This is a genomic window from Bacillus alkalisoli, from assembly GCF_002797415.1.
Lineage (GTDB): Bacteria > Bacillota > Bacilli > Bacillales > Bacillaceae_I > Bacillus_CD > Bacillus_CD alkalisoli.
This window is the reverse complement of sequence record NZ_KZ454944.1, coordinates 1,356,413-1,377,431: the sequence shown is the minus strand read 5'-3', so window position 1 is coordinate 1,377,431 and position 21,019 is coordinate 1,356,413. Positions and strand designations below refer to the sequence as shown.

General features: G+C 36.1%; 22 protein-coding genes. 1 reads left to right on the top strand and 21 read right to left on the bottom strand.

The features are described 5' to 3' along the window. Positions 1-39: 39 nt before the first annotated feature. The 18 genes from glyS to CDZ89_RS06515 form a co-directional block, all read right to left on the bottom strand. Positions 40-2,118, bottom strand: a complete 2,079-nt coding sequence (gene glyS / locus CDZ89_RS06600; RefSeq protein WP_096153357.1) for a glycine--tRNA ligase subunit beta — start codon at positions 2,116-2,118, stop codon at positions 40-42. Then, positions 2,105-2,998, bottom strand: a complete 894-nt coding sequence (gene glyQ / locus CDZ89_RS06595; RefSeq protein WP_096153356.1) for a glycine--tRNA ligase subunit alpha — start codon at positions 2,996-2,998, stop codon at positions 2,105-2,107. Before glyQ ends, glyS begins: the two co-directional genes overlap by 14 nt. A gap of 485 nt (positions 2,999-3,483) precedes the next feature. After that, entirely contained in the window at positions 3,484-4,248 is a 765-nt protein-coding gene (gene recO / locus CDZ89_RS06590; RefSeq protein WP_096153355.1) for a DNA repair protein RecO, read from the bottom strand. Positions 4,249-4,357: 109 nt separating this feature from the next. Next, entirely contained in the window at positions 4,358-4,498 is a 141-nt protein-coding gene (locus CDZ89_RS06585) for a YqzL family protein (protein ID WP_096153354.1), read from the bottom strand. 280 nt (positions 4,499-4,778) lie between these two features. Continuing rightward, positions 4,779-5,687 carry a GTPase Era gene (era, locus tag CDZ89_RS06580; protein WP_096153353.1) on the bottom strand — a complete coding sequence of 303 codons (909 nt, stop codon included), beginning with the start codon at positions 5,685-5,687 and terminating at the stop codon, positions 4,779-4,781. Then, positions 5,680-6,081, bottom strand: coding sequence for a cytidine deaminase (locus CDZ89_RS06575; protein ID WP_406564876.1), 402 nt, complete (start codon positions 6,079-6,081; stop codon positions 5,680-5,682). Before CDZ89_RS06575 ends, era begins: the two co-directional genes overlap by 8 nt. Before the next feature lie 114 nt (positions 6,082-6,195). After that, positions 6,196-6,585, bottom strand: coding sequence for a diacylglycerol kinase family protein (locus tag CDZ89_RS06570; RefSeq protein WP_227521572.1), 390 nt, complete (start codon positions 6,583-6,585; stop codon positions 6,196-6,198). Next, positions 6,566-7,039, bottom strand: a complete 474-nt coding sequence (gene ybeY / locus CDZ89_RS06565; protein ID WP_096153350.1) for an rRNA maturation RNase YbeY — start codon at positions 7,037-7,039, stop codon at positions 6,566-6,568. The genes CDZ89_RS06570 and ybeY overlap by 20 nt, the downstream gene beginning before the upstream one ends. Next, on the bottom strand, positions 7,039-9,264 hold the full coding sequence (locus CDZ89_RS06560; protein ID WP_319830030.1) for an HD family phosphohydrolase: 2,226 nt from the start codon (positions 9,262-9,264) through the stop codon (positions 7,039-7,041). Before CDZ89_RS06560 ends, ybeY begins: the two co-directional genes overlap by 1 nt. Positions 9,265-9,369: 105 nt before the next feature. Continuing rightward, the gene (locus CDZ89_RS06555) at positions 9,370-10,335 is read right to left on the bottom strand and encodes a PhoH family protein (protein WP_096153349.1); all 966 of its coding nucleotides are present in this window, start codon (positions 10,333-10,335) and stop codon (positions 9,370-9,372) included. A gap of 3 nt (positions 10,336-10,338) precedes the next feature. Beyond that, positions 10,339-11,526 carry a sporulation protein YqfD gene (gene yqfD, locus CDZ89_RS06550; RefSeq protein ID WP_096153348.1) on the bottom strand — a complete coding sequence of 396 codons (1,188 nt, stop codon included), beginning with the start codon at positions 11,524-11,526 and terminating at the stop codon, positions 10,339-10,341. Positions 11,527-11,556: 30 nt separating this feature from the next. After that, a complete protein-coding gene (yqfC, locus tag CDZ89_RS06545; RefSeq protein ID WP_096153347.1) occupies positions 11,557-11,841 on the bottom strand; it encodes a sporulation protein YqfC in 285 nt (94 codons plus the stop codon). Positions 11,842-12,317: 476 nt separating this feature from the next. Further along, positions 12,318-12,854: a hypothetical protein gene (locus tag CDZ89_RS06540; protein ID WP_096153346.1), complete on the bottom strand. Its 537-nt coding sequence runs from the start codon at positions 12,852-12,854 to the stop codon at positions 12,318-12,320. Positions 12,855-12,903: 49 nt separating this feature from the next. After that, a complete protein-coding gene (floA, locus tag CDZ89_RS06535; RefSeq protein WP_096153345.1) occupies positions 12,904-13,899 on the bottom strand; it encodes a flotillin-like protein FloA in 996 nt (331 codons plus the stop codon). A 29-nt stretch (positions 13,900-13,928) separates the two neighbouring features. Next, entirely contained in the window at positions 13,929-15,263 is a 1,335-nt protein-coding gene (locus CDZ89_RS06530) for an NfeD family protein (RefSeq protein ID WP_096153344.1), read from the bottom strand. Between the two features lie 197 nt (positions 15,264-15,460). Next, positions 15,461-15,904 (bottom strand): GatB/YqeY domain-containing protein, encoded by a 444-nt coding sequence (locus tag CDZ89_RS06525; RefSeq protein ID WP_096153343.1) that lies wholly within the window; start codon positions 15,902-15,904, stop codon positions 15,461-15,463. Between the two features lie 16 nt (positions 15,905-15,920). Beyond that, complete coding sequence (rpsU, locus tag CDZ89_RS06520) at positions 15,921-16,094, bottom strand: 30S ribosomal protein S21 (RefSeq protein ID WP_019242644.1); 174 nt, start codon at positions 16,092-16,094, stop codon at positions 15,921-15,923. Between the two features lie 124 nt (positions 16,095-16,218). Next, the gene (locus CDZ89_RS06515; RefSeq protein ID WP_096153342.1) at positions 16,219-16,794 is read right to left on the bottom strand and encodes a flavin reductase family protein; all 576 of its coding nucleotides are present in this window, start codon (positions 16,792-16,794) and stop codon (positions 16,219-16,221) included. Positions 16,795-16,853: 59 nt separating this feature from the next. On the opposite strand from CDZ89_RS06515, the gene CDZ89_RS06510 reads away from it, so the two are divergent. Continuing rightward, positions 16,854-17,786, top strand: a complete 933-nt coding sequence (locus CDZ89_RS06510; protein WP_319830029.1) for a Na/Pi symporter — start codon at positions 16,854-16,856, stop codon at positions 17,784-17,786. Positions 17,787-17,823: 37 nt separating this feature from the next. Here CDZ89_RS06510 and deoC read toward each other — a convergent pair whose 3' ends face one another. From deoC to CDZ89_RS06495, 3 genes are all read right to left on the bottom strand, one after another. Continuing rightward, positions 17,824-18,495, bottom strand: a complete 672-nt coding sequence (gene deoC, locus CDZ89_RS06505) for a deoxyribose-phosphate aldolase (protein ID WP_096153340.1) — start codon at positions 18,493-18,495, stop codon at positions 17,824-17,826. Positions 18,496-18,729: 234 nt separating this feature from the next. Beyond that, positions 18,730-20,094: a tRNA (N(6)-L-threonylcarbamoyladenosine(37)-C(2))-methylthiotransferase MtaB gene (gene mtaB / locus CDZ89_RS06500; protein ID WP_100333402.1), complete on the bottom strand. Its 1,365-nt coding sequence runs from the start codon at positions 20,092-20,094 to the stop codon at positions 18,730-18,732. A 10-nt stretch (positions 20,095-20,104) separates the two neighbouring features. Further along, on the bottom strand, positions 20,105-20,857 hold the full coding sequence (locus CDZ89_RS06495; protein WP_100333401.1) for a 16S rRNA (uracil(1498)-N(3))-methyltransferase: 753 nt from the start codon (positions 20,855-20,857) through the stop codon (positions 20,105-20,107). Positions 20,858-21,019 lie beyond the last annotated feature (162 nt).

The following is a 21,019-nucleotide window of genomic DNA, read 5'->3' as shown; positions in this document are numbered from 1 at the left end:
TCTTAAGTTACGAACAACATAATGCCAAGTGTTTGTCGTTTATTTAACTAGGATTTTATTCCAGTCACCAAATGTTTTAATCACATCTGCTAACAGCTTCATTTGAGCAAGTCTATTTAGTTTAATTAATTCGTCATCGGCCATAACCATTGTATTGTCAAAATAATTGTCTATCTCATGTTGCATAGAAGCTAGTGCATCGAAAGCATGTAAATAATTTTGCTCTGTAAGAGAATGATATACTTTTTCTTTTGTTTCTAGATAAGTCTCATATAGCGATTTTTCTGCTTCTTCTTTTATTAATTCCACATTTAACAGACTGTTTTCTGCTTTTTTTGCTATGTTTAATACACGGCTTAATGATTCGACAATGGACTTAAAGTCATTATTTTTCTTGTTGTTATTTAATATATGAGCTTTAGAGATAACGGAAGATAAGTTAACTAAAGGTAAATCTAGAGCTGCATCCACTATATCATATGAAATATTATCTTCACTCAGTATATTCTTTAATCGCATACGGAAGAAAGATTCTACATCACTTAAAACTTCTTCAGGATCACGCTTAAGTATTCCGATTGATTCATACGTGTTGATTAAATTAGTAAATAATTCGTGTAACGAAATGGACCACTCTTTATTAATAATCGTTTGTACAACTCCTGCAGCTTGACGTCTTAAAGCATACGGGTCTTGTGATCCAGTTGGTATTACTCCTATTGCAAAGAAACTTACAATGGTATCTAGCTTTTCTGCGACACTTAATATAGCTCCTACATCGGATGGTGGTGTAGCATCTTCAGCAGAACGAGGCATGTAATGCTCATTTATAGCTGCTGCTACCTCTTTTGTTTCCCCTTTTTCTAATGCATAGCGTTCACCCATTAAACCTTGTAATTCTGGGAATTCATACACCATTTGAGATATTAAATCGAATTTATATATTTCCCCTGCTCTGACAACTTGTTCTTTTGTGTAGGAATCCATTTCGAGAACGTTTGCAATATGAGTTGCAAATCCTCGAACACGCTTCACTTTTTCTCCAGTTGTTCCTATTTCTTCATGGAATACAACTTTATCTAACTTTGCAACCGCATCAGCAATAACAAGTTTTTCATCTTCCTTAAAGAAAAAGGCAGCATCAGAAAGTCTAGCACTTAACACTTTTTCATTTCCTTTTGCAACAATGTCTAAGTGTTCATGATTACCGTTACGAACTGTGATGAAGAATGGAAGTAATTTCCCTTCCTTATTTTTCACTGGGAAGTATCGTTGATGTTCTTTCATCGATGTTATTAAAACTTCTTCTGGTAATGATAAAAAGCTTTCATCGTATTTTCCGTATAATGCAGTTGGGTATTCTACTAAATTGTTAACTTCTTCTAATAAATCTTCGTCAACAGGAATATCCCAGTTGTTTTCTTCAGCAATTGTTTGAAGTTGTTGTTTAATAGCTTCTTTTCGTTCCAACGCATCAACTATTACATACTCACCTAACAACGTTTTCGCATAAAATTCTGGATGAAGGATCTCCACTTTATTTCCTAGGAAACGGTGACCTATAGACGTATTACTAGATGGAACTTTTGCAATTTCTAGTGGTACTACTTCTTCTCCAAACAAAACTGTTAACCATTTAATTGGTCTTACATAGCGAAGGTCTTCCGAACCCCAGCGCATGTTTTTAGGGAAATGCAAACCAGTTATCACTTCTTCTAAAAGTTGAATTAATTCTGGTGTATTCTTTCCTTTTACATGCTTTTGAACATGTGCATACTCTACACCATTTATTTCTTTGAAATAGATGTCTTCCACACTTGCCCCTTGACCTCTTGTAAAGCCTTGAGCTGCTTTAGACCACTCTCCTGCATCTGATAGTGCAATTTTTTTAGCAGGTCCTTTCGCTTCAATGGTTACATCTTCTTGTTTTTCTGCTAGGTTTTCAACAATAACTGCTAGTCTTCTTGGCGTAGAATAACTTTTTATTGTAGAAAATGAAAGTTGGTGTTCTTTTGCCCAAGAAACCATCTTTTCTTCAAGCTGATTCATAGAATTTGTAACAAACCTAGCTGGCATTTCTTCTAATCCTATTTCAATTAATAAATCACGACTTGTCATCTTTATTTCCCCCTTTATTTAAAATTGGGAAGCCAAGTTTTTCTCTCTCTTCATAGAATGTTTTGGCTACTTTGCGAGCAAGGTTTCTAACTCTACCAATGTACCCCGTTCTCTCAGTTACCGAAATTGCTCCTCTTGCATCTAGTTGGTTAAACGTATGGGAACATTTTAAAACGAAATCATAAGCCGGGTGAACTAGTCCATGATCCATTTGTGCGTGTGCTTCTTTTTCGTAAATATCAAATAGTTGAAATAACATCTCTGGGTTTGAAGTTTCAAACGTATATTTTGAATGCTCATATTCTGGCTGTAAGAAGATATCTTTGTATGTAAACCCTGTTGTCCATTCTAAATCAAACACACTATCTTTTTCTTGAATGTAAGATGCTAGGCGTTCAATACCGTACGTAATTTCTACAGAAACTGGTTTACACTCTAGTCCACCGACTTGTTGGAAATAAGTAAACTGGGTAATTTCCATTCCATCTAGCCATACTTCCCAACCTAAACCTGAAGCACCTAGCGTTGGAGCTTCCCAGTTATCTTCTACGAAGCGAATATCATGTTTTAATGGATCAATCCCTAGTTTCTTTAAAGACTCTAAATATAGCTCTTGTATATTGTCTGGTGATGGTTTCATGATTACTTGGAACTGATGATGTTGATAAAGACGATTTGGATTTTCTCCATATCTTCCATCTACAGGTCTTCTGGATGGTTCTACATAAGCTACATTCCATGGCTCTGGTCCGATACTACGTAAAAACGTATATGGACTCATTGTTCCTGCTCCTTTTTCTACATCGTATGCTTGCATTAATACACAGCCTTGTTCTGACCAATGATTTTGTAAAGTTAAAATCATGTTTTGAATGTTCATTCAATGGCACCTCCACTTTTTTAACTGCTATAAAGAAAAAATATAGGGAACTAATCGTTGATGCTCGCTGCAGATGCTCGCTTTCCGCGGGCGGTCCGGGAGCATCCTCGGCGCAAGCGCCTGTGGGGTCTCCCATGTCCCTACTCTCCCGCAGGAGTCTCGCATCTGCAGCGAACATCAACTGGTGTTGGTTAAGAACAAAGCTTAACTACTTCCACCGGGCATATAAAACAAAAAACTCTCGTCTCTATGCTAATTATTGATTAGCATAGGGACGAGAGTTAACCCGCGGTTCCACCCTATTTGTAAAAGTCATGTTGTACTTTTACCACTTTAGAACACTGCTCCAGAATGCCATTCCTTATTGCTCTATCCCTAGCTTACACCATTCTAGAGTCGCTTTTATAGAGGAGAATAAGTACTCTTTTCCTTCGTAACAGCAAAGTATAATAATAATTGGATTCTAAATTATTTTGCAGCGAATGTCAATCCTCTTTCTTGAATGCATCTTGAAAAGAAGACATTTGTTTAATAAATTTTTTTGATTTTAATAAAATTCCCGAATACGTTTCGTAATATTCATCAATAATAGACCGTATTTGAACTCTTGTTTCTTCTTTGACTGACACATTTCCTATTTTGTGCAAGTCATAAAAATAAAATATCCGTAATAACCTTAATGTGGAAGGTGTTACTTTCTTAGCATATTTATCCTTATGTACACAACGATGACAAATAAAGCCACCTTCATTAATGGAAAACGAAAAATCACCTTCCATCGTACCACAACTTGTACATTTACTTAGTTCAGGTGCTATCCCTAACACAGACATCATTTTCATTTCATAAATAAACATTAATATTTCTGGGTCTACACCTTCTTCCATGTTTTGAAGAGTTAATAATAAAAACTCAAATAGATATGGATTCGGTTTTCCTTCATCGGTAGCTTTATCTGTTAATTCAACAATATAAGAACTATATGCAGTTAGAAAAATATCTTCTCTTATGGAACGCATGGAATCTATAATTTCACCTTGTTGCAGGCTACCAAGGCCTTTGCCTCTGTTATATAAATAATGACCGTAACAGAATAATTGTGTAACTGCTGTTAATCTGCTACTTGGTTTCTTTGCACCACGCGCCATTACACCAACTTTTCCTTGTTCTCGTGTGTAAAGTGTCACGATTTTATTCGTTTCACCATAATGATTTGTTCGAATGACAATACCTTCACATTTATGTAACAACGTTGACACCATCCATTATGCGCAATTAACGCAACTTAATTATTCTATATATTTTACCACAGAAAAAAGGCAACCTACATTAGATTGCCTTTATCCATTGTGCAAATCATTATGAAATTGGTACGTCTCTATGTGCTAGTTCGTCCTCTTGCTCGGGTAATTCAGTTCGATCTTTCTCAATCTCTTTAAAAAGTAGATAGGTATCTATACTACCTGTTTCTGAAAAGATTTTCCAGGTAAAATCCAACATTGAAAACCTCACCCTTTCTGTTGTAAAGACAAGCAAACACTATCCAATTCCTATACCTATATGGTGACCGATTTTACCTAAAACAATGTTAGATAATTTTTGCTAATTTTACTGAGTCTAATATCCTATACAAGTTTGCACGCCAATTATTTTAATACTTTAAACATCGCTGTAGATTTCCTCGCAAGTCTCCAGCTCCCCGCTTCTCCCGCAGGAGTCTACGACTTGCGCTACAATCAACAGCTGGATAAGTCTCAAAAATCAACAACATTTTATGATTTTAATATTCGTCTTCTCTAAATCCAAGGTCTCTTAATTGGCTTTGTTTATTGCGCCAGTCTTTTTGAACTTTTACCCAAAGTTCTAAAAATACTTTTGATCCTAGCAATGTTTCGATATCTTCTCGAGCTTTCTGTCCAACCTCTTTAAGGACTTTCCCTTGTTTTCCGATAACAATGCCTTTTTGAGAATCGCGTTCTACAACGATTGTAGCCTGGATATCCACCATTTCACTGCGTTCACGCTTTTTAATCCCGTCAATCGCCACCGCAATGGAGTGGGGAACTTCTTCTCTTGTTAAGTGCAACACTTTTTCACGAATTAACTCAGATATAATAAAGCGTTCCGGGTGGTCTGTTACTTGATCTGCAGGATAATATTGCGGACCTTCCGGTAACACTTTCTTTATTTGCGTTAATAATGTTTCGATGTTATTACCTTGTAGTGCTGAGATAGGTACTATTTCTTTGAATGGATATAATGTTTTATATTTTTCAATGAGTGGTAGCAATTCGTCAGGGTGTACCTCATCAATTTTATTAACGACTAAAAATACTGGAGTTTTCGTTTCTTTTAATCGTTCGATGATGAATTCATCGCCTTTTCCTAGCCCTTCCACTGCATTAATCATAAATAGAATTAAGTCGACTTCTTTTAATGTGTTTTGTGCTACTTTCATCATAAAGTCGCCTAACTTATGCTTTGGTTTATGAATTCCAGGTGTATCAATGAAAACAACTTGTGCATCATCTACTGTTAATACCCCTTGAATTTTATTTCTTGTTGTTTGCGGTTTGTCGCTCATTATGGCAATTTTTTGACCGATAACTCTGTTTAAAAACGTAGACTTCCCTACATTTGGTCGGCCAATAATAGAAACGAAACCTGATTTATAACTATTTTTATTCATGTAAATCCTCCGCTGAAAATGCTCCTGGCAATAATTCTTTTACTGTTAGTTCCTGTACATCACCTTTTAAATTCGTCAAAATCACTTTTGTATCTCCAGAACAAAGCTCAGAGATAACTTGACGACAAGCTCCACAAGGTGGTACAGGACGAGCTGTGTCTGCAACTACTGCAATTGCTACAATTTCTTTTTCTCCTTGAGCATATGCTGTAAATAGTGCAGTTCTTTCAGCACAGTTTGTCATACTGTAGGCAGCGTTTTCAATATTACAGCCTCGGAATACTTTTCCATCTTTTGTTAGTATTGCTGCACCAACTTGAAATTTTGAATAAGGTGCATATGCCATTTGTCTTGCTAGTTTTGCTTCTTCCATCAATGCTTCGATATTCACCATGACTCTTCCCTTCATCAAGCATACAACCTTGCATGCTCACCATTTATTTTACACGAATTGAACCAATAAATCATCCGTTTTCACACAAAAAATTAATAATTTTAAATTTTCTTTTTATTTGAACAACCCTATTAAATAAGGGGTGTATAAAAATACCCCTACCACTAATGCCATTACAGCATAAACTAATGCAGCCGATGCTGCGACATCTTTAGAAATTTTTGCTAATGGATGATATTCATTCGTAAATAAGTCTACAACATTTTCGATAGCTGTGTTAATTATTTCTATCACTATCATTCCACCAATTAACAAAAATAAAATAATCCATTCTATTTTTGTTATTTGAAGCAAATACGATAGTCCAATCATTATTATAGCTAGCGTTAAATGTATTTTTATATTTCTTTCGTTTTTTATCACAAAAGTTAGCCCTTCAAGCGCGAATAAAAAACTTCGCGCTAAAGAGCCTCTAAAATTTTTATTACGATCTTTTAAGTCCATAGGCATCCAAGATTTCCTTTTGTTTGTCGAACATTTCTTTTTCCTGTTCGTCTGTTTCGTGATCATATCCTAAAAGATGTAAAAAACCATGAATAGCTAGAAAGCCCATTTCTCTTTCTATACTATGACCGTAATCATCTGCCTGTTCCTTTGCCATAGGAACAGAGATAATGATATCTCCAAGGACAGAAGGAGCATCTTCTTCATAATGAATTTCTATTTCCCCTTCTCCCATTTCTTCTAATGCGAAAGAAATGACATCCGTTGGCTTATCTTTTTGGCGATATTCTTTATTTATTTCTTGAATTCTTTCATTTGATACGAATGTAACAGATACTTCTGCATCAGGCTGTAGATTTTCTTGAGTAGCAGCAAACGTTAAAAGCTCATTTACTGCCTCTAACTGTTGTTCTGTTAATGAGTCTGTTTCATCATACATATCGATGTGTAACATTAGTTTTCATTCTCCTTTTTGTCATCTGGATATTCAATTCTAGAATGGAATATTCCTGAGAGTGTTTCACAAAAAGATTTTGTCATTATTTCTAATTCTTTAAAAGTTAAATCACATTCACTAAATTGTCCATCTTGTAATCTGTCTTTAATAATTGATTTAACTATAGATTCAATTTTCTCAGGTGTAGGGCTATTTAATGATCTTACTGCCGCTTCAATACTATCAGCTGTTCCTACAATAGCAGCTTCTTTCGTTTGAGCTTTTGGACCTGGATAACGATATTCCTTTTCATCTAGTTCTTCATTCTGTTCTTTCGCTTTATAATAAAAGAATTTTAACAAAGTTGTCCCATGATGTTCAGCTGCAATATCTACTATTTCTTTTGGTATATTATGTTTTTGCAAAATTTCTGCCCCATCTGTTGCATGTGCGATAATGATATTCTTACTAGTTTGTGGAGGAAGTTTATCATGTGGATTTGTTCCACCCATCTGGTTTTCTATAAAATAACCAGGCCTCTTCGTTTTCCCTACATCATGATAATAAGCCGCCACCCTCGCTAACAATCCATTTGCACCAATAGACTCACATGCTGATTCTGAAAGGTTAGCGACCATAACACTATGATGATACGTACCAGGTGCCTCCATCAATATTTTTCTTAACAGGGGATGATTCGGGTTCGAAAGTTCTAGTAATTTCATCGTTGATAACATCCCAAATCCTACTTCAAAGAATGGTAAAAGACCAATTGTTAAAACCGCGGCAACAATACCTGAACCAATAGCCATGGTAAGGTTAGTACCTAAGTTAATTAGGCCATTCACCATAAATATGTTGCTATTTTTTATTCCTAACAAAGCAACAATAGTAATTATGTTAATGAGTGAAATAAATAGACCCGCTTGTAGGATGGTTGATCTACGGTTATGTTGACTTAAAAATAACACTCCAGCGATAGCAGAAACAGTTAGATAAGTTCCTATCGTATAGTTCATCGTTCCAGGGAATTCATTATATATAATACTTCCACAAAGCCCTAATATAATACTAGTTAGGATAGCAACTCTCTCGTTTATTAAAATTTTCGCAAGCATTGCTCCCATTGCAACTGGTGCAATAAAACCAATTTGTGCTGCTCCATCGAATTGCTGAAATAAAGCGATCACCTTCATTAAAATAAGAGTTACCGTAAAGATGAGAATATACATCGTTAAATAACTATTATTTTTTTGCAAGTTGGTCGTATCTTTTACATGAAAAATATAAACCAAGCTGGAAATTATTAATCCTATTAATAAACTAAGACCAATATATGGCGTAAAGGATCTGTCAGCATTTAATAGACCAACCACTTCTAATTGTCGATAAATTTCTCTAGTGATAGTGTCTCCTTTTTGGACTAGGATTTGACCAGCTGCTATTTCGACAGGTTCTATCGCATCACGAGCAGCTTGTCTTTTTTCTTGCGTTAATTTGGAATCAAAAAATTTATTTTGAACAACACTCATGGTTCCAATTTTAACTCCAACGGTGCGTATTTGATTATCCCTATCCCCAGGAACAACCGTGTATCCCATCTCTCTTTCAAGACTAGTCTTAGCACTCTCCAACTCAGTAGGTGTCAGTATATCTTTTTGCATTGCATTATGCATTGCTGTAACCGTTGCGTTACTAATGACAGAAAGCTGCTCTGTACTCGCATTGATTAGAACTACCAATTCCTCATCAGCTATTTTGAAATCGTTATTCCACTCATCTCCAAGCCTTGTTCTTAATTTTCCCTTTAGCATATCAAGCTTATCAGATTCTGTAACAACTATTGGTTCTGCAGGTTCTTCCCCGTCTACCGTTGTTTGCTGTTGTGATTCTAATCTAAGAGCTTCGTTCTGCACACTAACAATTGACTCAAAAAGGGCTTGTATTTTTTCAGCTTGCATAAATGGCTTATCTGTTTCTTTTTCATAAACAGATTCTACAGCATTCGCAGCTTCATTACGTAATGCCTCCGTTTTTTCTTTATCTATTGTATTTTGTGGAGCTCTTATAGTCTGTTCGGCTCTTTCGGCTATTTTAACGTTCATTTTTTCAGGTGTAACATTGTTATACATCATGGCAAATAGTACTAATGATAATAAAGAATAAAGAACGATAGGATAAAGTTTTAACTTTCTAAATTTGTTTAAGTATGTATAAAATTCTTTATTGTTTCGGCTCATCATTATTCCCCCCTTTTCCGAAGTACCCTGAAATAAAGTTAAATAGCCCCAAAGACAAGGGGCTTTTTCTGAGGTGTATAATACAATTAATCGGTTAGATATTTTCAATTATTCTTTTTCAAATGTTTCGTATGCATTAATAATTTTTGCAACTAGCTGATGACGAACTACGTCTGATTGGTCCAATGTAATGAACGTAATTCCTTTCACACCAGATAGGATGTTTTTAGCGACCGCTAACCCGGATTTAACACCTTTTGGTAGGTCAACTTGGGATACATCCCCTGTAATAACCATTTTAGAGCCAAATCCTAATCTCGTTAAGAACATTTTCATTTGAGCTTGTGTCGTATTTTGAGCTTCATCTAAAATAACAAATGCATCGTCTAGTGTACGACCTCTCATGTACGCTAATGGAGCAATCTCTATCACTCCACGTTCTATAAGACGTTGTGTATGCTCACTACCAAAAACATCATGGAGCGCATCGTATAATGGCCTTAGATACGGATCTACTTTCTCTTTTAAATCTCCAGGTAAAAAACCTAAACTTTCGCCTGCTTCTACTGCTGGTCTTGTTAAAATAATACGCTTTACTTGACCATTTTTTAGAGCACTAATTGCCATTACTACGGCTAAATATGTCTTCCCTGTACCAGCTGGCCCAATTCCAAATACAAGGTCATTTTTTCTAATGGCAGCCACATATTGGCGCTGACCATGAGTCTTGACTCGGATTGGCTTACCTTTTAAGTTTTTTGTAATTTCTTCTTCATACAGTTCTGAAAAGGAATCAATGTTGTTTTCTTTTGCAAGTTGAATAATATACAAAATATCTCTCTCTGATATCGAGACACCTTTTCGTATTACCTGAATTAATTGATGTATTATTTTGTCCACTAACTCAACGTTTTCTAATTCTCCGGATACATTTAATGATTCACCGCGCGTTACAATGGAAACGTTTAGCTCATCTTCTAATATTTTTAAATGAGCATCTTGATTCCCGAATAACGCAATAGCTTCATTTGGATTTTCTACTTGTTGTTTCATCATGACTAATTCTTCTGTCATTACTCAGTCTCCTTGAACAATAGGCTGCTTTTTTACTATATTTTCTACAACTTGGTAATGTATGATTAATTTTACTTTACCATTCTCTACTGTTTGGTGCAAAACTTTTTGACCTTTAATCACTGCATCTTCTTCTAAAAGTTTCTTTAAATCCTCTTTCCCTTTTTCAAGCGCCCTCTCTACCGCTTCTTCTTCCGTATATATTATTTGTATATTTTCCTTTTCGTATAGAGACTTCTTTCTATAAGATATTGGTAATTTCCATTTCCAGAAGTAAGCTGGTTTAATGATTTCGTCTTCTTTTATTTGTGTAAACTCTGGTTTAAAAAATCCCCATACTTTAATTGGTAAATTCCCAAAAGCAACATAATGCTTATGGTATGAATTGCCTGTTAAAACACCTAGTCTGTCTTCTAGCTCAATGTTAACAGTTTGTTCATACCAAGTCTCACCAAAAACAATACCCTCAGCAGCAATTGCTTTCGTATTCTCTTCTCTACCGATAAGCCCGGAGACAAGAATTTGCCCCGGTTCTACATATTGGTTAATTTCCACCATTGGTTGTCCTTTTTCAACAAACATATTTGTGATTGTCGCTTTTTTTCTTGCAACTAAATGTTGGGGTCTAGGTTTTGTAATATTTTCCGGTTCGTTCTTTTCTACTACAGTGAAATGATAGGATGTCCCATTTAACTCCACACCAATCCATGTTATTTCTTCGATTGTTTCTGTAAGATATCGTTGAATACTTTCCACATCTTTAATAAAAAATTGAAGTTTTCCAGGTTTTACCCCTAGCTTGGTCAATTCTTGATTAATCCTGTGCTCTGTTTCAGGGTTTGCACCATTAACGTTAATACTCCAGACCATATTTGATAGAACGAATATCGAAACAAGAAATAGAGCTAACCCAATGATAATGCCAAGATTTTTTATAGAGTATTGCACTAGGAAAGGAAAACCTTTCCTAGTTAAAAATCGAAAAGAGCATTCATGCTTCTTAATTAGTGCACGTAGATGATGAACATCTTTTAATAAAATATAACAAGTGTATGCTTCACTACCAAGTTTCTTGACTGTCCAAATAGAAATTCCTTTTCGGGTACATTCATTTAGAAATCGCTCTACCCCTTTACCGTGAATAATTATTTTGACGGAGCCTGAAAAAAAGTTTGTCCATTGATTCTTCATTGACTTATATCCCCCTAATTTGTTCCGTTGTTATTCAGATAAATAAACAACTTGGTGTATTTTCCCTTCAAGTAAAATTTCTTCTGGCAAGATTGTTTTAATAACAAAATTTTCTCCTTTTACAAGTAGTTGTCCTTGTTTGAGAAGTAGACGTAATTCTGTGTCTGAAAAAGTTAATAATCCTCTATGATTTTCAATATATATATGTATTTGACCAATCATTGTTATACGCGGCAGATCCATCATAACGTCCGCGGGTAATTCCATATTTTTAGTTAACCAATTGTTCATTCGTGAGCGGAATTTTTTGAGCATGGAAAAACCCCCTTTCATCTCATGTTTATGTTTGAAAAGGGGTTTCTATCACTAAATTTAATGGGGGAATTTGTTATAGGTATTGGTAAGTTTGCTTTAATATGATTAATTTAAATTTGAGTAGTTTTCTTTCACTTATTTGTGATGGATAACCTTTGTTCTGTTTCAACTTGTGTTTTAATTCTACTTGGTTGTGTTTCAAACTTGAATCAGTTCTCTTTTTCTAGTCTCTTGTGTTTCAATCCTCACTACTTGTGTTTCAATCTTACCTAGTTGTGTTTCAATTTCTATGACTTGTGTTTCAATTTTACCCGGTTGTGTTTCAATTTCTGTACTTGGTGTTTCAATCCTGAACCGCTACTTTATTTCTAGCTTGTTCTGTTTCAATTCACAATACTAGTGTTTCAATCTAACCTGATATGTTACCAATACAAAAAAAGAGCTGCATCCACAGGGACACAACTCTTTTAAAACTATTATTTCGCTCGAAATCTTTCCTGATATATCGGCTTATATGGGTTTCTCGACCTTGGTTGGCCAAGGATTTCCGCCCATTTTACACCGTCCACTACTTCTTTAGTAGTTATTTTACTAGCACGACTAACGATACCTTCAGACCTTTTCAGGTCACCTTGTAAAATTGGACTATCACCAGCGATTTCATAATTCTTCATTTCATTCTGTTTGCGTTTTAGATCTTCGCGCATTGATAGAAACGTGTCTTGTTTATTAGGTTGTGGTTTAGGTTCGATATACGACGATACGGTTTCTCGTCCTTTTTTCTCCCACTCTTCGACTTTTTCTGAAAAAACATCAAAGTCCCAATCACGTTCACGCTTCTTATCATCTTTTGCAGGAACCTCTTCAAAATAATCATCAATATTGTCATATTCCTGCTGTTGCTCTTGTTGTTGTCTTGAATCTTGGTTCTTTTTCCTAAACATACTAAACAGAAAAGAAACTATTATAAACAAGAGAATCGGGTTGGATAACAAGTTTTCAAAAATTCCCAAAAGGAGTGAACCTCCCTTCTTCTAATTAGAAGTCCTTATTTGGTCGAACTTATTTCTTTTTATCTTCCGAGTTATTATTCGTTAGGTTACCAATAGAATCTCTCATATCAGTGTCCGCAGTAATGTTTTGAATGTTCATATAATCCATAAAACCAATGTTTCCAGAACGTAATGCTTCTGCCAAAGCAAGTGGAACTGTTGCTTCTGCTTCCACAACTTTCGCGCGCATTTCTTCTACGCGAGCACGCATCTCTTGCTCTTGAGCAACGGCCATAGCACGACGCTCTTCCGCTTTTGCTTGGGCAATTTTCTTATCTGCTTCCGCTTGGTCTGTTTGTAATTCTGCACCAATGTTTTTACCGATATCAATATCCGCAATATCAATGGATAAGATTTCGAATGCTGTACCAGCATCTAATCCTTTTGCAAGAACAGTTTGAGAAATCATATCTGGATTTTCAAGAACTTTCTTATGGCCTATAGCTGAACCGATTGTACTAACAATACCTTCACCTACACGAGCGACTACTGTTTCTTCACCAGCACCACCAACTAAGCGTTCAATGTTAGCACGAACCGTAATACGAGCTTTCGCTTTAACTTCAATTCCGTCCATCGCAACACCGGCAATGAATGGCGTTTCAATTACTTTAGGGTTAACGGACATTTGTACCGCTTCTAATACGTCACGACCAGCAAGATCAATTGCTGCTGCACGTTCGAAAGTTAATTCAATGTTTGCGCGTTGTGCTGCGATTAGTGCGTTTACAACACGGTCCACGTTACCACCAGCTAAGTAGTGACTCTCAAGTTGGTTTGTTGTTACATCTAAACCAGCTTTATGTGCCTTAATTAACGGATTAATTACACGACTAGGAATTACACGACGTAATCTCATCCCTACTAAAGTGAAAATACTTACTCGTACGCCAGCTGCTAGTGCGGAAATCCACAGCATAACTGGAACAAATGTTAATAATACAGCAAAGAAGATAATACCTAGTGCTACTGCTAAAAGAATAATTAATGTAGTTGGATCGTTCATCATTTTGCCTACCTTTCCTATTTAAAAATTTATTTTGAAGAATGAATCTCTCTCACGATAACTCGAGACCCTTCTGCCTTCACAACTCTTACTTGTTTGTTCGCTTCAATATAACTACCTTCCGTCACTACATCTACCCGCTCTTCATTGAAAATAGCAGTACCTGAAGGGCGTAACGTAGTTAGGGTTACTCCTTCTTGACCAACAAGTTCTATTCTAGAAACGTTGGAGATGTAACCTCGTTCGGTATTTGTTGAATCTCTAAGGACTAGACGGTCAAACACTCGTATACGCTTACCGAATACTTTAAATATTATAACCATTGCAACAACTGTTACTGTCATTGCAAAAAGTAAAGAAATACCCATTTGAGCCACATCGTCTGTTGCTAAGAAGAAGCTGGTGATGATTGCTCCTAAACCAATTATTCCAAGTATACCTCCTGGAACAAATATTTCTAAAACAACGAGGATAATCCCTATAAGGAATAATAACAATGTTTCCATACCAGCTAAGCCGGCAACTAAATGACCATAGAAGAATAGCAATAAAGCACTGATTCCCATTGCACCCGGAATCCCAAAGCCTGGGGAATACAACTCTAATACTAAGCCAAGAGATCCAATTGAGATTAAAATAGAAGCAACAATAGGGTTAGCAATAAAGCGTGCAAGGTTTTCTGCAAAAGATACTTTAGCTATAACTATTTGTGCATTTTCATAACCTAACTGTGCTAATAGATCATCTAGGTTAGCAGCTGTTCCTTCTGAGTAGCCTACTTCCAACGCTGTGTTAGGACCTAGCGCTAATAACTTTCCTTTTGGTGCACCAACTTCCGGAGCATCAACTTCTGGATCTGTCATAGCTTGTGCATATAGCGGGTCTCTTCCTGTAAGCTCAGCTGCTGTAGTCATTTCAGTGAACCACATTGCTTGTGATTTTAAGTCTGCAGCATTACCAGTTTGTTCGATAACCGCGGCTGATCCCATATTACCACCAGGGGCAAAATATATTTTGTCCGCATAAAGTGCGATATATGCTCCAGCTGAAATTGCCCAAGTGTTTACATATGCAACAGTTTGCGTAGTCGTTCGATTTAATAGACGAGCAATTTCTTTTGCAGAGTCAACAGTACCACCTGGAGTGTTTAAATCTAAAACAATTAAGTCTGCGCCATTTTTTTCTGCATCTTCTATAGCTCGTTCTAAAAATTTGTATAATCCCTTTTCCACTGTGTCATGGACTGGGATTACATGCACGACAGGTTCTGCCCCACTAGTTTTAGAAGGTAACAAAGATGGTATAAGTAAAATAACACCCAATAATATAGAAATAATTGATCCTAGTCGAAGATACTTTCTCATAAAATCCTCCTCTCCACGTTACACTATTTAGTATGATTACCATTCCCATTAAGTAATACGCAAAGAAAAGCATTAAGTTTCAATTTTGTATGTATTTTTTTGTTAGGTTGAGGTTGTATGTTTATACAGATGATTCAAAATAGAAATAGGAATGGTAATAGCACCTTACAAATTTGCAAGGTGCTATTTTTGTTTTTTTATGAAAGATGTTGTTGTACTAATTTGTTTACTAAGCTTCCATCTGCTTTGCCTTTTACTTTAGGCATTAACGCGCCCATTACTTTGCCCATTTCTGCTTTAGATGAAGCTCCAACTTCTGAAATAGTTTGTTTAACAATTTCAGAAACTTCTTCTTCAGAAAGCTGAGCAGGCATGTATTGTTCAACGATAACAATTTCCGCTTGTAATTTATTTGCCAAGTCGTCACGACCGGCTTTTTTAAATTCGTGGAGGGAGTCTTTACGTTGTTTTAATTCACGAGACAAAACAGTAAGTTCTTCGTCTTCGGACAAATCATTTTTTGTCTTAATTGCTTCATTTTGCAAAGCAGACTTTATCATACGGATGACAGAAAGTTTTTCTTTATCTTTCTCTTTCATCGCTTGCTTCATATCAGTATTTAAACGTTCGAGAAGACTCATTACTTACACCCTCTTTTTACCATTTACGCTTTCTAGCAGCTTCAGACTTTTTCTTACGTCTTACGCTAGGCTTTTCATAGAATTCGCGCTTTCTAGCTTCTTGTAACGTTCCAGTTTTAGAAACTGATCGTTTGAAGCGGCGAAGAGCATCTTCTAAAGATTCGTTTTTACGAACAACAGTTTTAGACATTCTGTTTCCCTCCCTCCAGAACAACCACTAACATTTTCAACAACATATTCCTACACGCCAAAAAACATGTATAGAACATGTACTTAGCAATTATAATATATTCACTAAGAGAGGTCAACAATTATCAAGATGTTTCCCGTTTATCACTATTATATAAGTCGATAATCTCGCTTTGCTTATTTCCAATTAAGTATTGCGATCTGCCTAAATACAGTGGTATAGAAATTTCATTAAAGTTGGGTAAACCGTTTGGTTGAAACAGGTTTTCATCTTTATGAAACCCTGTTATTTCGCCAACGAAGAAATCGTGGTCACCATATGTTTGTTGGTCCATCACTTTACATTCGTATGCTACATAAGCATTATTTAATATAGGTGCTCGTACGGTTTTACCTTTTTCATAGTTTGCCCCGACAGCCTCAAATTTATTTTCATCTTTTCCACTATTACTACCAAAATGCTGAATATAATGAGCATATTGAGCCGAAACAAAGTTTACCGCAAACTCTTTTGATCCTTCAATTAAATGATGGGTATATCTTTCTTTTGCTATTGCTACGCCATAAATGGATGGTTCATATGAAATGTAAGTGTGCCAACCAGCAGACATAACATTTGTTTTTCCTTCCCATGTAGCTGTGACTAGTGCCACCATACCAGGATAACTATGCATCACTGTTTTATTCGTAAAAGTCCTCATACAAATCCCCTTATATTTTTGTCATTCTTGTCCACCTCTTACCATATATTCTTAAAGAGGTGGTTGCTTTGTTTTCCATTATAACGTTATTTGCAGTTTATTTAGCAATTTTTTTGTTCGGCATGACCGTAATGCGGACAGGTTTATCTCATTTATCTGAAGATAAGCTAAAAACATATATACTAAAGTTTACAAATCATCCTCTTAAAGGATTAGTTGCAGGTGCTCTGATTACCGCGGTATTACAAAGTAGTTCGGCGGTAATGGTAATTACGATTGGTTTAGTGGCAGCCGGCTATTTAAGCTTTTATCAGTCTATAGGCATTATGTTAGGTTCGAATATCGGAACAACTATTACAGCAGAATTGATTACATTTCGGATAGAAGAGTTCGTTGTACCTCTTTTAATTATTGGTGCATTTGTTATGCTTATGAATAAAAAAATATTATTTAGTATAGGCGCCACTATGTTTGGTCTAGGCTGCTTGTTTGTTGCGATGAATGGTTTTGAAACTTTAGCCTTGCCACTTTCTATCATCCCAGCTGTGGAAAACTTACTTATATGGACAAATGAACAATATGTTATGGGTGTTCTACTCGGTACTATTCTTACTGCTATTATACAATCTAGTACAGCCACTACAGGAATAAGTATGAGTTTTTTAAATAACGATGTTCTAACCATCCAGACAGGAATAGCCATTATGCTTGGAGCTAACATTGGAACTTGTGTTACGGCTTTTCTAGCGAGTATGGGTGGTTTGAGAGAGGCAAGATTGGCTGCTTATGCTCACATTTGGTTAAACGTAGGAGGAGTTTTGCTTTTTATCCCCCTGATTCCTTATTTAAGCAGTCTTGTTAGCGGGCTCACATCAAGTCCTGATTTGCAACTTGCACACTCTAGCGTCATCTTTAATGTACTTTGTTCAATTGTTGTTTTACCTTTTGTAAAACAGTTCGCTAGCTTTATCCTTAAAGTTCATAAAACGTAAAAAATCCTGCAGGAACTCCTACAGGATTTTTTGAATATTAATAATCACTATCAGATGTTTCGCCTGTTACAATCGCAATACTTGCGCTAGCTCCAATGCGTGATGCTCCAGCTGCAATAATTTCTTGTGCTCCTTTTGCGTCCCGAACTCCACCTGAAGCTTTCACTCCAATTTCCGGGCCTACTGTTTGACGCATTAATGAAACGTCCTTAACTGTTGCTCCACCAGTAGAGAAACCAGTAGATGTTTTCACGTAATCAACACCAGCTTTTACCGATAACTTACAAGCACGAACGATTTCTTCCTCGTTTAATAGGCAAGTCTCTATAATTACTTTTGTTAATGCACGGCCTTTAGCAGCATCTACAACTGCAAGGATGTCACGCTCAACTAGCTCATCATCTTTATCTTTTAGAGCACCTATATTAATAACCATGTCTACTTCTGTTGCACCATTGTCAATTGCATTTGTTGTTTCAAACGCTTTTACTTCTGGCGTATTAGCTCCTAATGGAAAACCAATTACAGTACAAACTTGTACACCACTATCTTTCAAAAGTTCTGCACTCAATTTTACCCAAGTAGGGTTAACACATACAGATGCAAAGTTATATTCTTTTGCTTCTAGGCATACTTTTTCAATTTGCTCTTTTTTTGTATCCGCTTTAAGTATTGTATGATCTATTATATTTGCTACTGCTTCATTCATAATTTGTTTCTCCTTCCGTGTTACCGAAAATATATGTTAAGTTGTCTGACCTCTAACATCATAACATGTCCTACTTAATTTGTGTAGTACTAAAATGTATAACCTTTTTAAAGTTTTCCACGATATATGTTTTGTTATTTAGCTCATCATGTAACAATTAATTGATAAAAATGCAAATTAACCCACAATGTAAAAAAGTGCCCAATAAAAATTGGACACTTTAATCTGTTATCATTATGAAGTTAATTTTACACTCTCTTGTACCGTTTCATCTTCGTCATCCATTACGCGGACAAATTGGCCCTCATTAAATGGATAGCCTGCTTTCGTAATTTTAACTCGTACTAGTTTACCTACCATTTCTTCAGTAGCTTCTAATACAACTTTTAAGTAGTTATCTGTATATCCTACATATAAACCACTGTTTGGTTTTTCTTTGTACTCTTCTTCTGGAATTACTTCTAACACTTGGTTCTCAAAGTTAGATGCATATTCTTTCGCCAATTGATCAGATAATGCAATTAAGCGATGTACGCGTTCATTTTTCACTTCTTCGTCTACTTGATCTTCCATGCGTGCTGCCGGAGTACCTGTACGTTTTGAATAAGGGAAAACATGTAGTTCTGAGAATTGGTGTTCTTTAATAAAATTGTACGTTTCTATGAATTCTTCTTCAGTCTCACCAGGGAATCCAACTATAACATCGGATGTTACAGCAAGTCCAGGAAGTGCTTCTTTTAAGCGGTCTAATCTTTCACCAAAAAATTCCATCGTATATTTACGTCTCATACGTTTTAACACCGTATTTGATCCTGACTGTAAAGGCACATGTAAGTGACGTACCACTTTATCCGAAGACTTTAATACTTCAATTACTTCGTCGGTAATTTGACTTGCTTCAATAGAGGAAATACGAATACGTTTTAAACCTTTCACTTGCTCGTCTAAATCACGAAGTAACATTGCCAAATTGTAGTCCTTCATGTCTTCACCGTATCCGCCTGTGTGAATACCTGTTAAAACAATCTCTTTGTAGCCAGCATCTACTAATTGTTGAGCTTGAGCAATTACCTCTTTAGGATCACGAGAACGCATTAAACCACGTGCCCAAGGAATAATACAGAACGTACAGAAGTTGTTACAACCTTCTTGTATTTTTAAAGAAGCGCGTGTACGGTCCGTAAATGCAGGTACATCTAATTCCTCGTATACACGAGCTTTCATAATATTCCCTACACCATTTATCGGTTGACGTTCTTGTTTGTATTGTTCAATATACTCGAGCATCTTTGTACGGTCTTGTGTACCGACTACAATATCAACGCCTGGAATTGCCAATATTTCTGCAGGAGATGTTTGTGCATAACAACCAGTTACACATATGACTGCATCAGGGTTTTTACGAATAGCTCTACGAATCACTTGACGACTTTTTTTATCTCCAGTATTCGTTACTGTACAAGTATTAATGACATATACATCTGCTTGATTTTCAAATTCTACTCGATCATAGCTATCTGCTTTAAATAGCTGCCATATTGCTTCTGTCTCGTAATGGTTTACTTTACATCCTAATGTATGAAATGCTACAGTAGCCATTGAATTCACCTCACATTAATTCAAAATGGTAAGAAATAGCGGCAAGTCCGTATAATGGAGCCGTTTCTGTACGTAAAATTCTCGGGCCAAAAGAACAGCTAACGAAGTCAAGTTCCGTTAACACTCCTACTTCTTTTTCTGTAAGACCGCCTTCTGGTCCAAAAACAATAAGAACTGATTCGTTTGCTTTCATTTCAGAAAGAACTTTTGCAAATGCCGATTTCTCTCCACGTTTTGCTTCTTCTTCATATGCAACGATTTTTTTATCGTATTGTGTGCTAACATCACATAATTGTTTAAAGCTAAAAGGGGCGTTAATTGTAGGAATTGTCACGCGATGTGATTGCTCTGCAGCTTCTTTCGCGATTTTCTCCCAACGTTCTACTTTTTTGCCTGCCTTTTTTTCATCCCACTTTACAATAGAACGAGCAGCATTAAAAGGGATAAAGCTTTCAGCTCCTAGTTCTGTACCTTTTTGGATAATCAATTCTAGTTTATCCCCTTTAGGCAACCCGCTCGCAATCGTGACCTTCACTGGTAATTCTGAATTTGCCTCTATCCATTTTACAACATGAGCTGTAATTTGTTCATTGGAAATTTCAGCAATTTTACAATGTGCTGTTCTTTTTGTTTCTTGGCAACTACATAAGATTTCGTCACCTTCACTCATTCGTAAAACGCGTGTAATATGATGAACATCATCTCCAATAATTGAAATAGTTTGTTCATTTATTTGTTGTTTGTTTACAAAATAACGTTGCATCAAATACACGCCCTTGAAAGTTTATTTAAGATTGGTTGTGATATAAACCGCTGTTGATTTCCGTGCAAGGCTTCGCTTTCCGCGGGCGGGCCGGGAGCCTCCTCTACGCATTCGCGTCTGTGGGGTCTCCCGTTCCCCGCTTCTCCCGCAGGAGTCTCCGCC

What these genes read in the sequence shown, in the direction of transcription:
- ybeY (WP_096153350.1), bottom strand. Translation starts at nt 7,039, where the DNA reads ATGTTACACATCGATATGTATGATGAAACAGACTCATTAACAGAACAA.
- yqfD (WP_096153348.1), bottom strand. Translation starts at nt 11,526, where the DNA reads ATGAAGAATCAATGGACAAACTTTTTTTCAGGCTCCGTCAAAATAATT.
- CDZ89_RS06555 (WP_096153349.1), bottom strand. Translation starts at nt 10,335, where the DNA reads ATGACAGAAGAATTAGTCATGATGAAACAACAAGTAGAAAATCCAAAT.
- glyQ (WP_096153356.1), bottom strand. Translation starts at nt 2,998, where the DNA reads ATGAACATTCAAAACATGATTTTAACTTTACAAAATCATTGGTCAGAA.
- era (WP_096153353.1), bottom strand. Translation starts at nt 5,687, where the DNA reads ATGAATAAAAATAGTTATAAATCAGGTTTCGTTTCTATTATTGGCCGA.
- CDZ89_RS06525 (WP_096153343.1), bottom strand. Translation starts at nt 15,904, where the DNA reads ATGAGTCTTCTCGAACGTTTAAATACTGATATGAAGCAAGCGATGAAA.
- glyS (WP_096153357.1), bottom strand. Translation starts at nt 2,118, where the DNA reads ATGACAAGTCGTGATTTATTAATTGAAATAGGATTAGAAGAAATGCCA.
- CDZ89_RS06530 (WP_096153344.1), bottom strand. Translation starts at nt 15,263, where the DNA reads ATGAGAAAGTATCTTCGACTAGGATCAATTATTTCTATATTATTGGGT.
- CDZ89_RS06560 (WP_319830030.1), bottom strand. Translation starts at nt 9,264, where the DNA reads ATGATGAGCCGAAACAATAAAGAATTTTATACATACTTAAACAAATTT.
- CDZ89_RS06575 (WP_406564876.1), bottom strand. Translation starts at nt 6,081, where the DNA reads ATGGTGAATATCGAAGCATTGATGGAAGAAGCAAAACTAGCAAGACAA.
- CDZ89_RS06585 (WP_096153354.1), bottom strand. Translation starts at nt 4,498, where the DNA reads ATGTTGGATTTTACCTGGAAAATCTTTTCAGAAACAGGTAGTATAGAT.
- yqfC (WP_096153347.1), bottom strand. Translation starts at nt 11,841, where the DNA reads ATGCTCAAAAAATTCCGCTCACGAATGAACAATTGGTTAACTAAAAAT.
- CDZ89_RS06570 (WP_227521572.1), bottom strand. Translation starts at nt 6,585, where the DNA reads ATGGACTTAAAAGATCGTAATAAAAATTTTAGAGGCTCTTTAGCGCGA.
- deoC (WP_096153340.1), bottom strand. Translation starts at nt 18,495, where the DNA reads ATGAATGAAGCAGTAGCAAATATAATAGATCATACAATACTTAAAGCG.
- CDZ89_RS06495 (WP_100333401.1), bottom strand. Translation starts at nt 20,857, where the DNA reads ATGCAACGTTATTTTGTAAACAAACAACAAATAAATGAACAAACTATT.
- rpsU (WP_019242644.1), bottom strand. Translation starts at nt 16,094, where the DNA reads ATGTCTAAAACTGTTGTTCGTAAAAACGAATCTTTAGAAGATGCTCTT.
- floA (WP_096153345.1), bottom strand. Translation starts at nt 13,899, where the DNA reads ATGAACGATCCAACTACATTAATTATTCTTTTAGCAGTAGCACTAGGT.
- CDZ89_RS06515 (WP_096153342.1), bottom strand. Translation starts at nt 16,794, where the DNA reads ATGAGGACTTTTACGAATAAAACAGTGATGCATAGTTATCCTGGTATG.
- mtaB (WP_100333402.1), bottom strand. Translation starts at nt 20,094, where the DNA reads ATGGCTACTGTAGCATTTCATACATTAGGATGTAAAGTAAACCATTAC.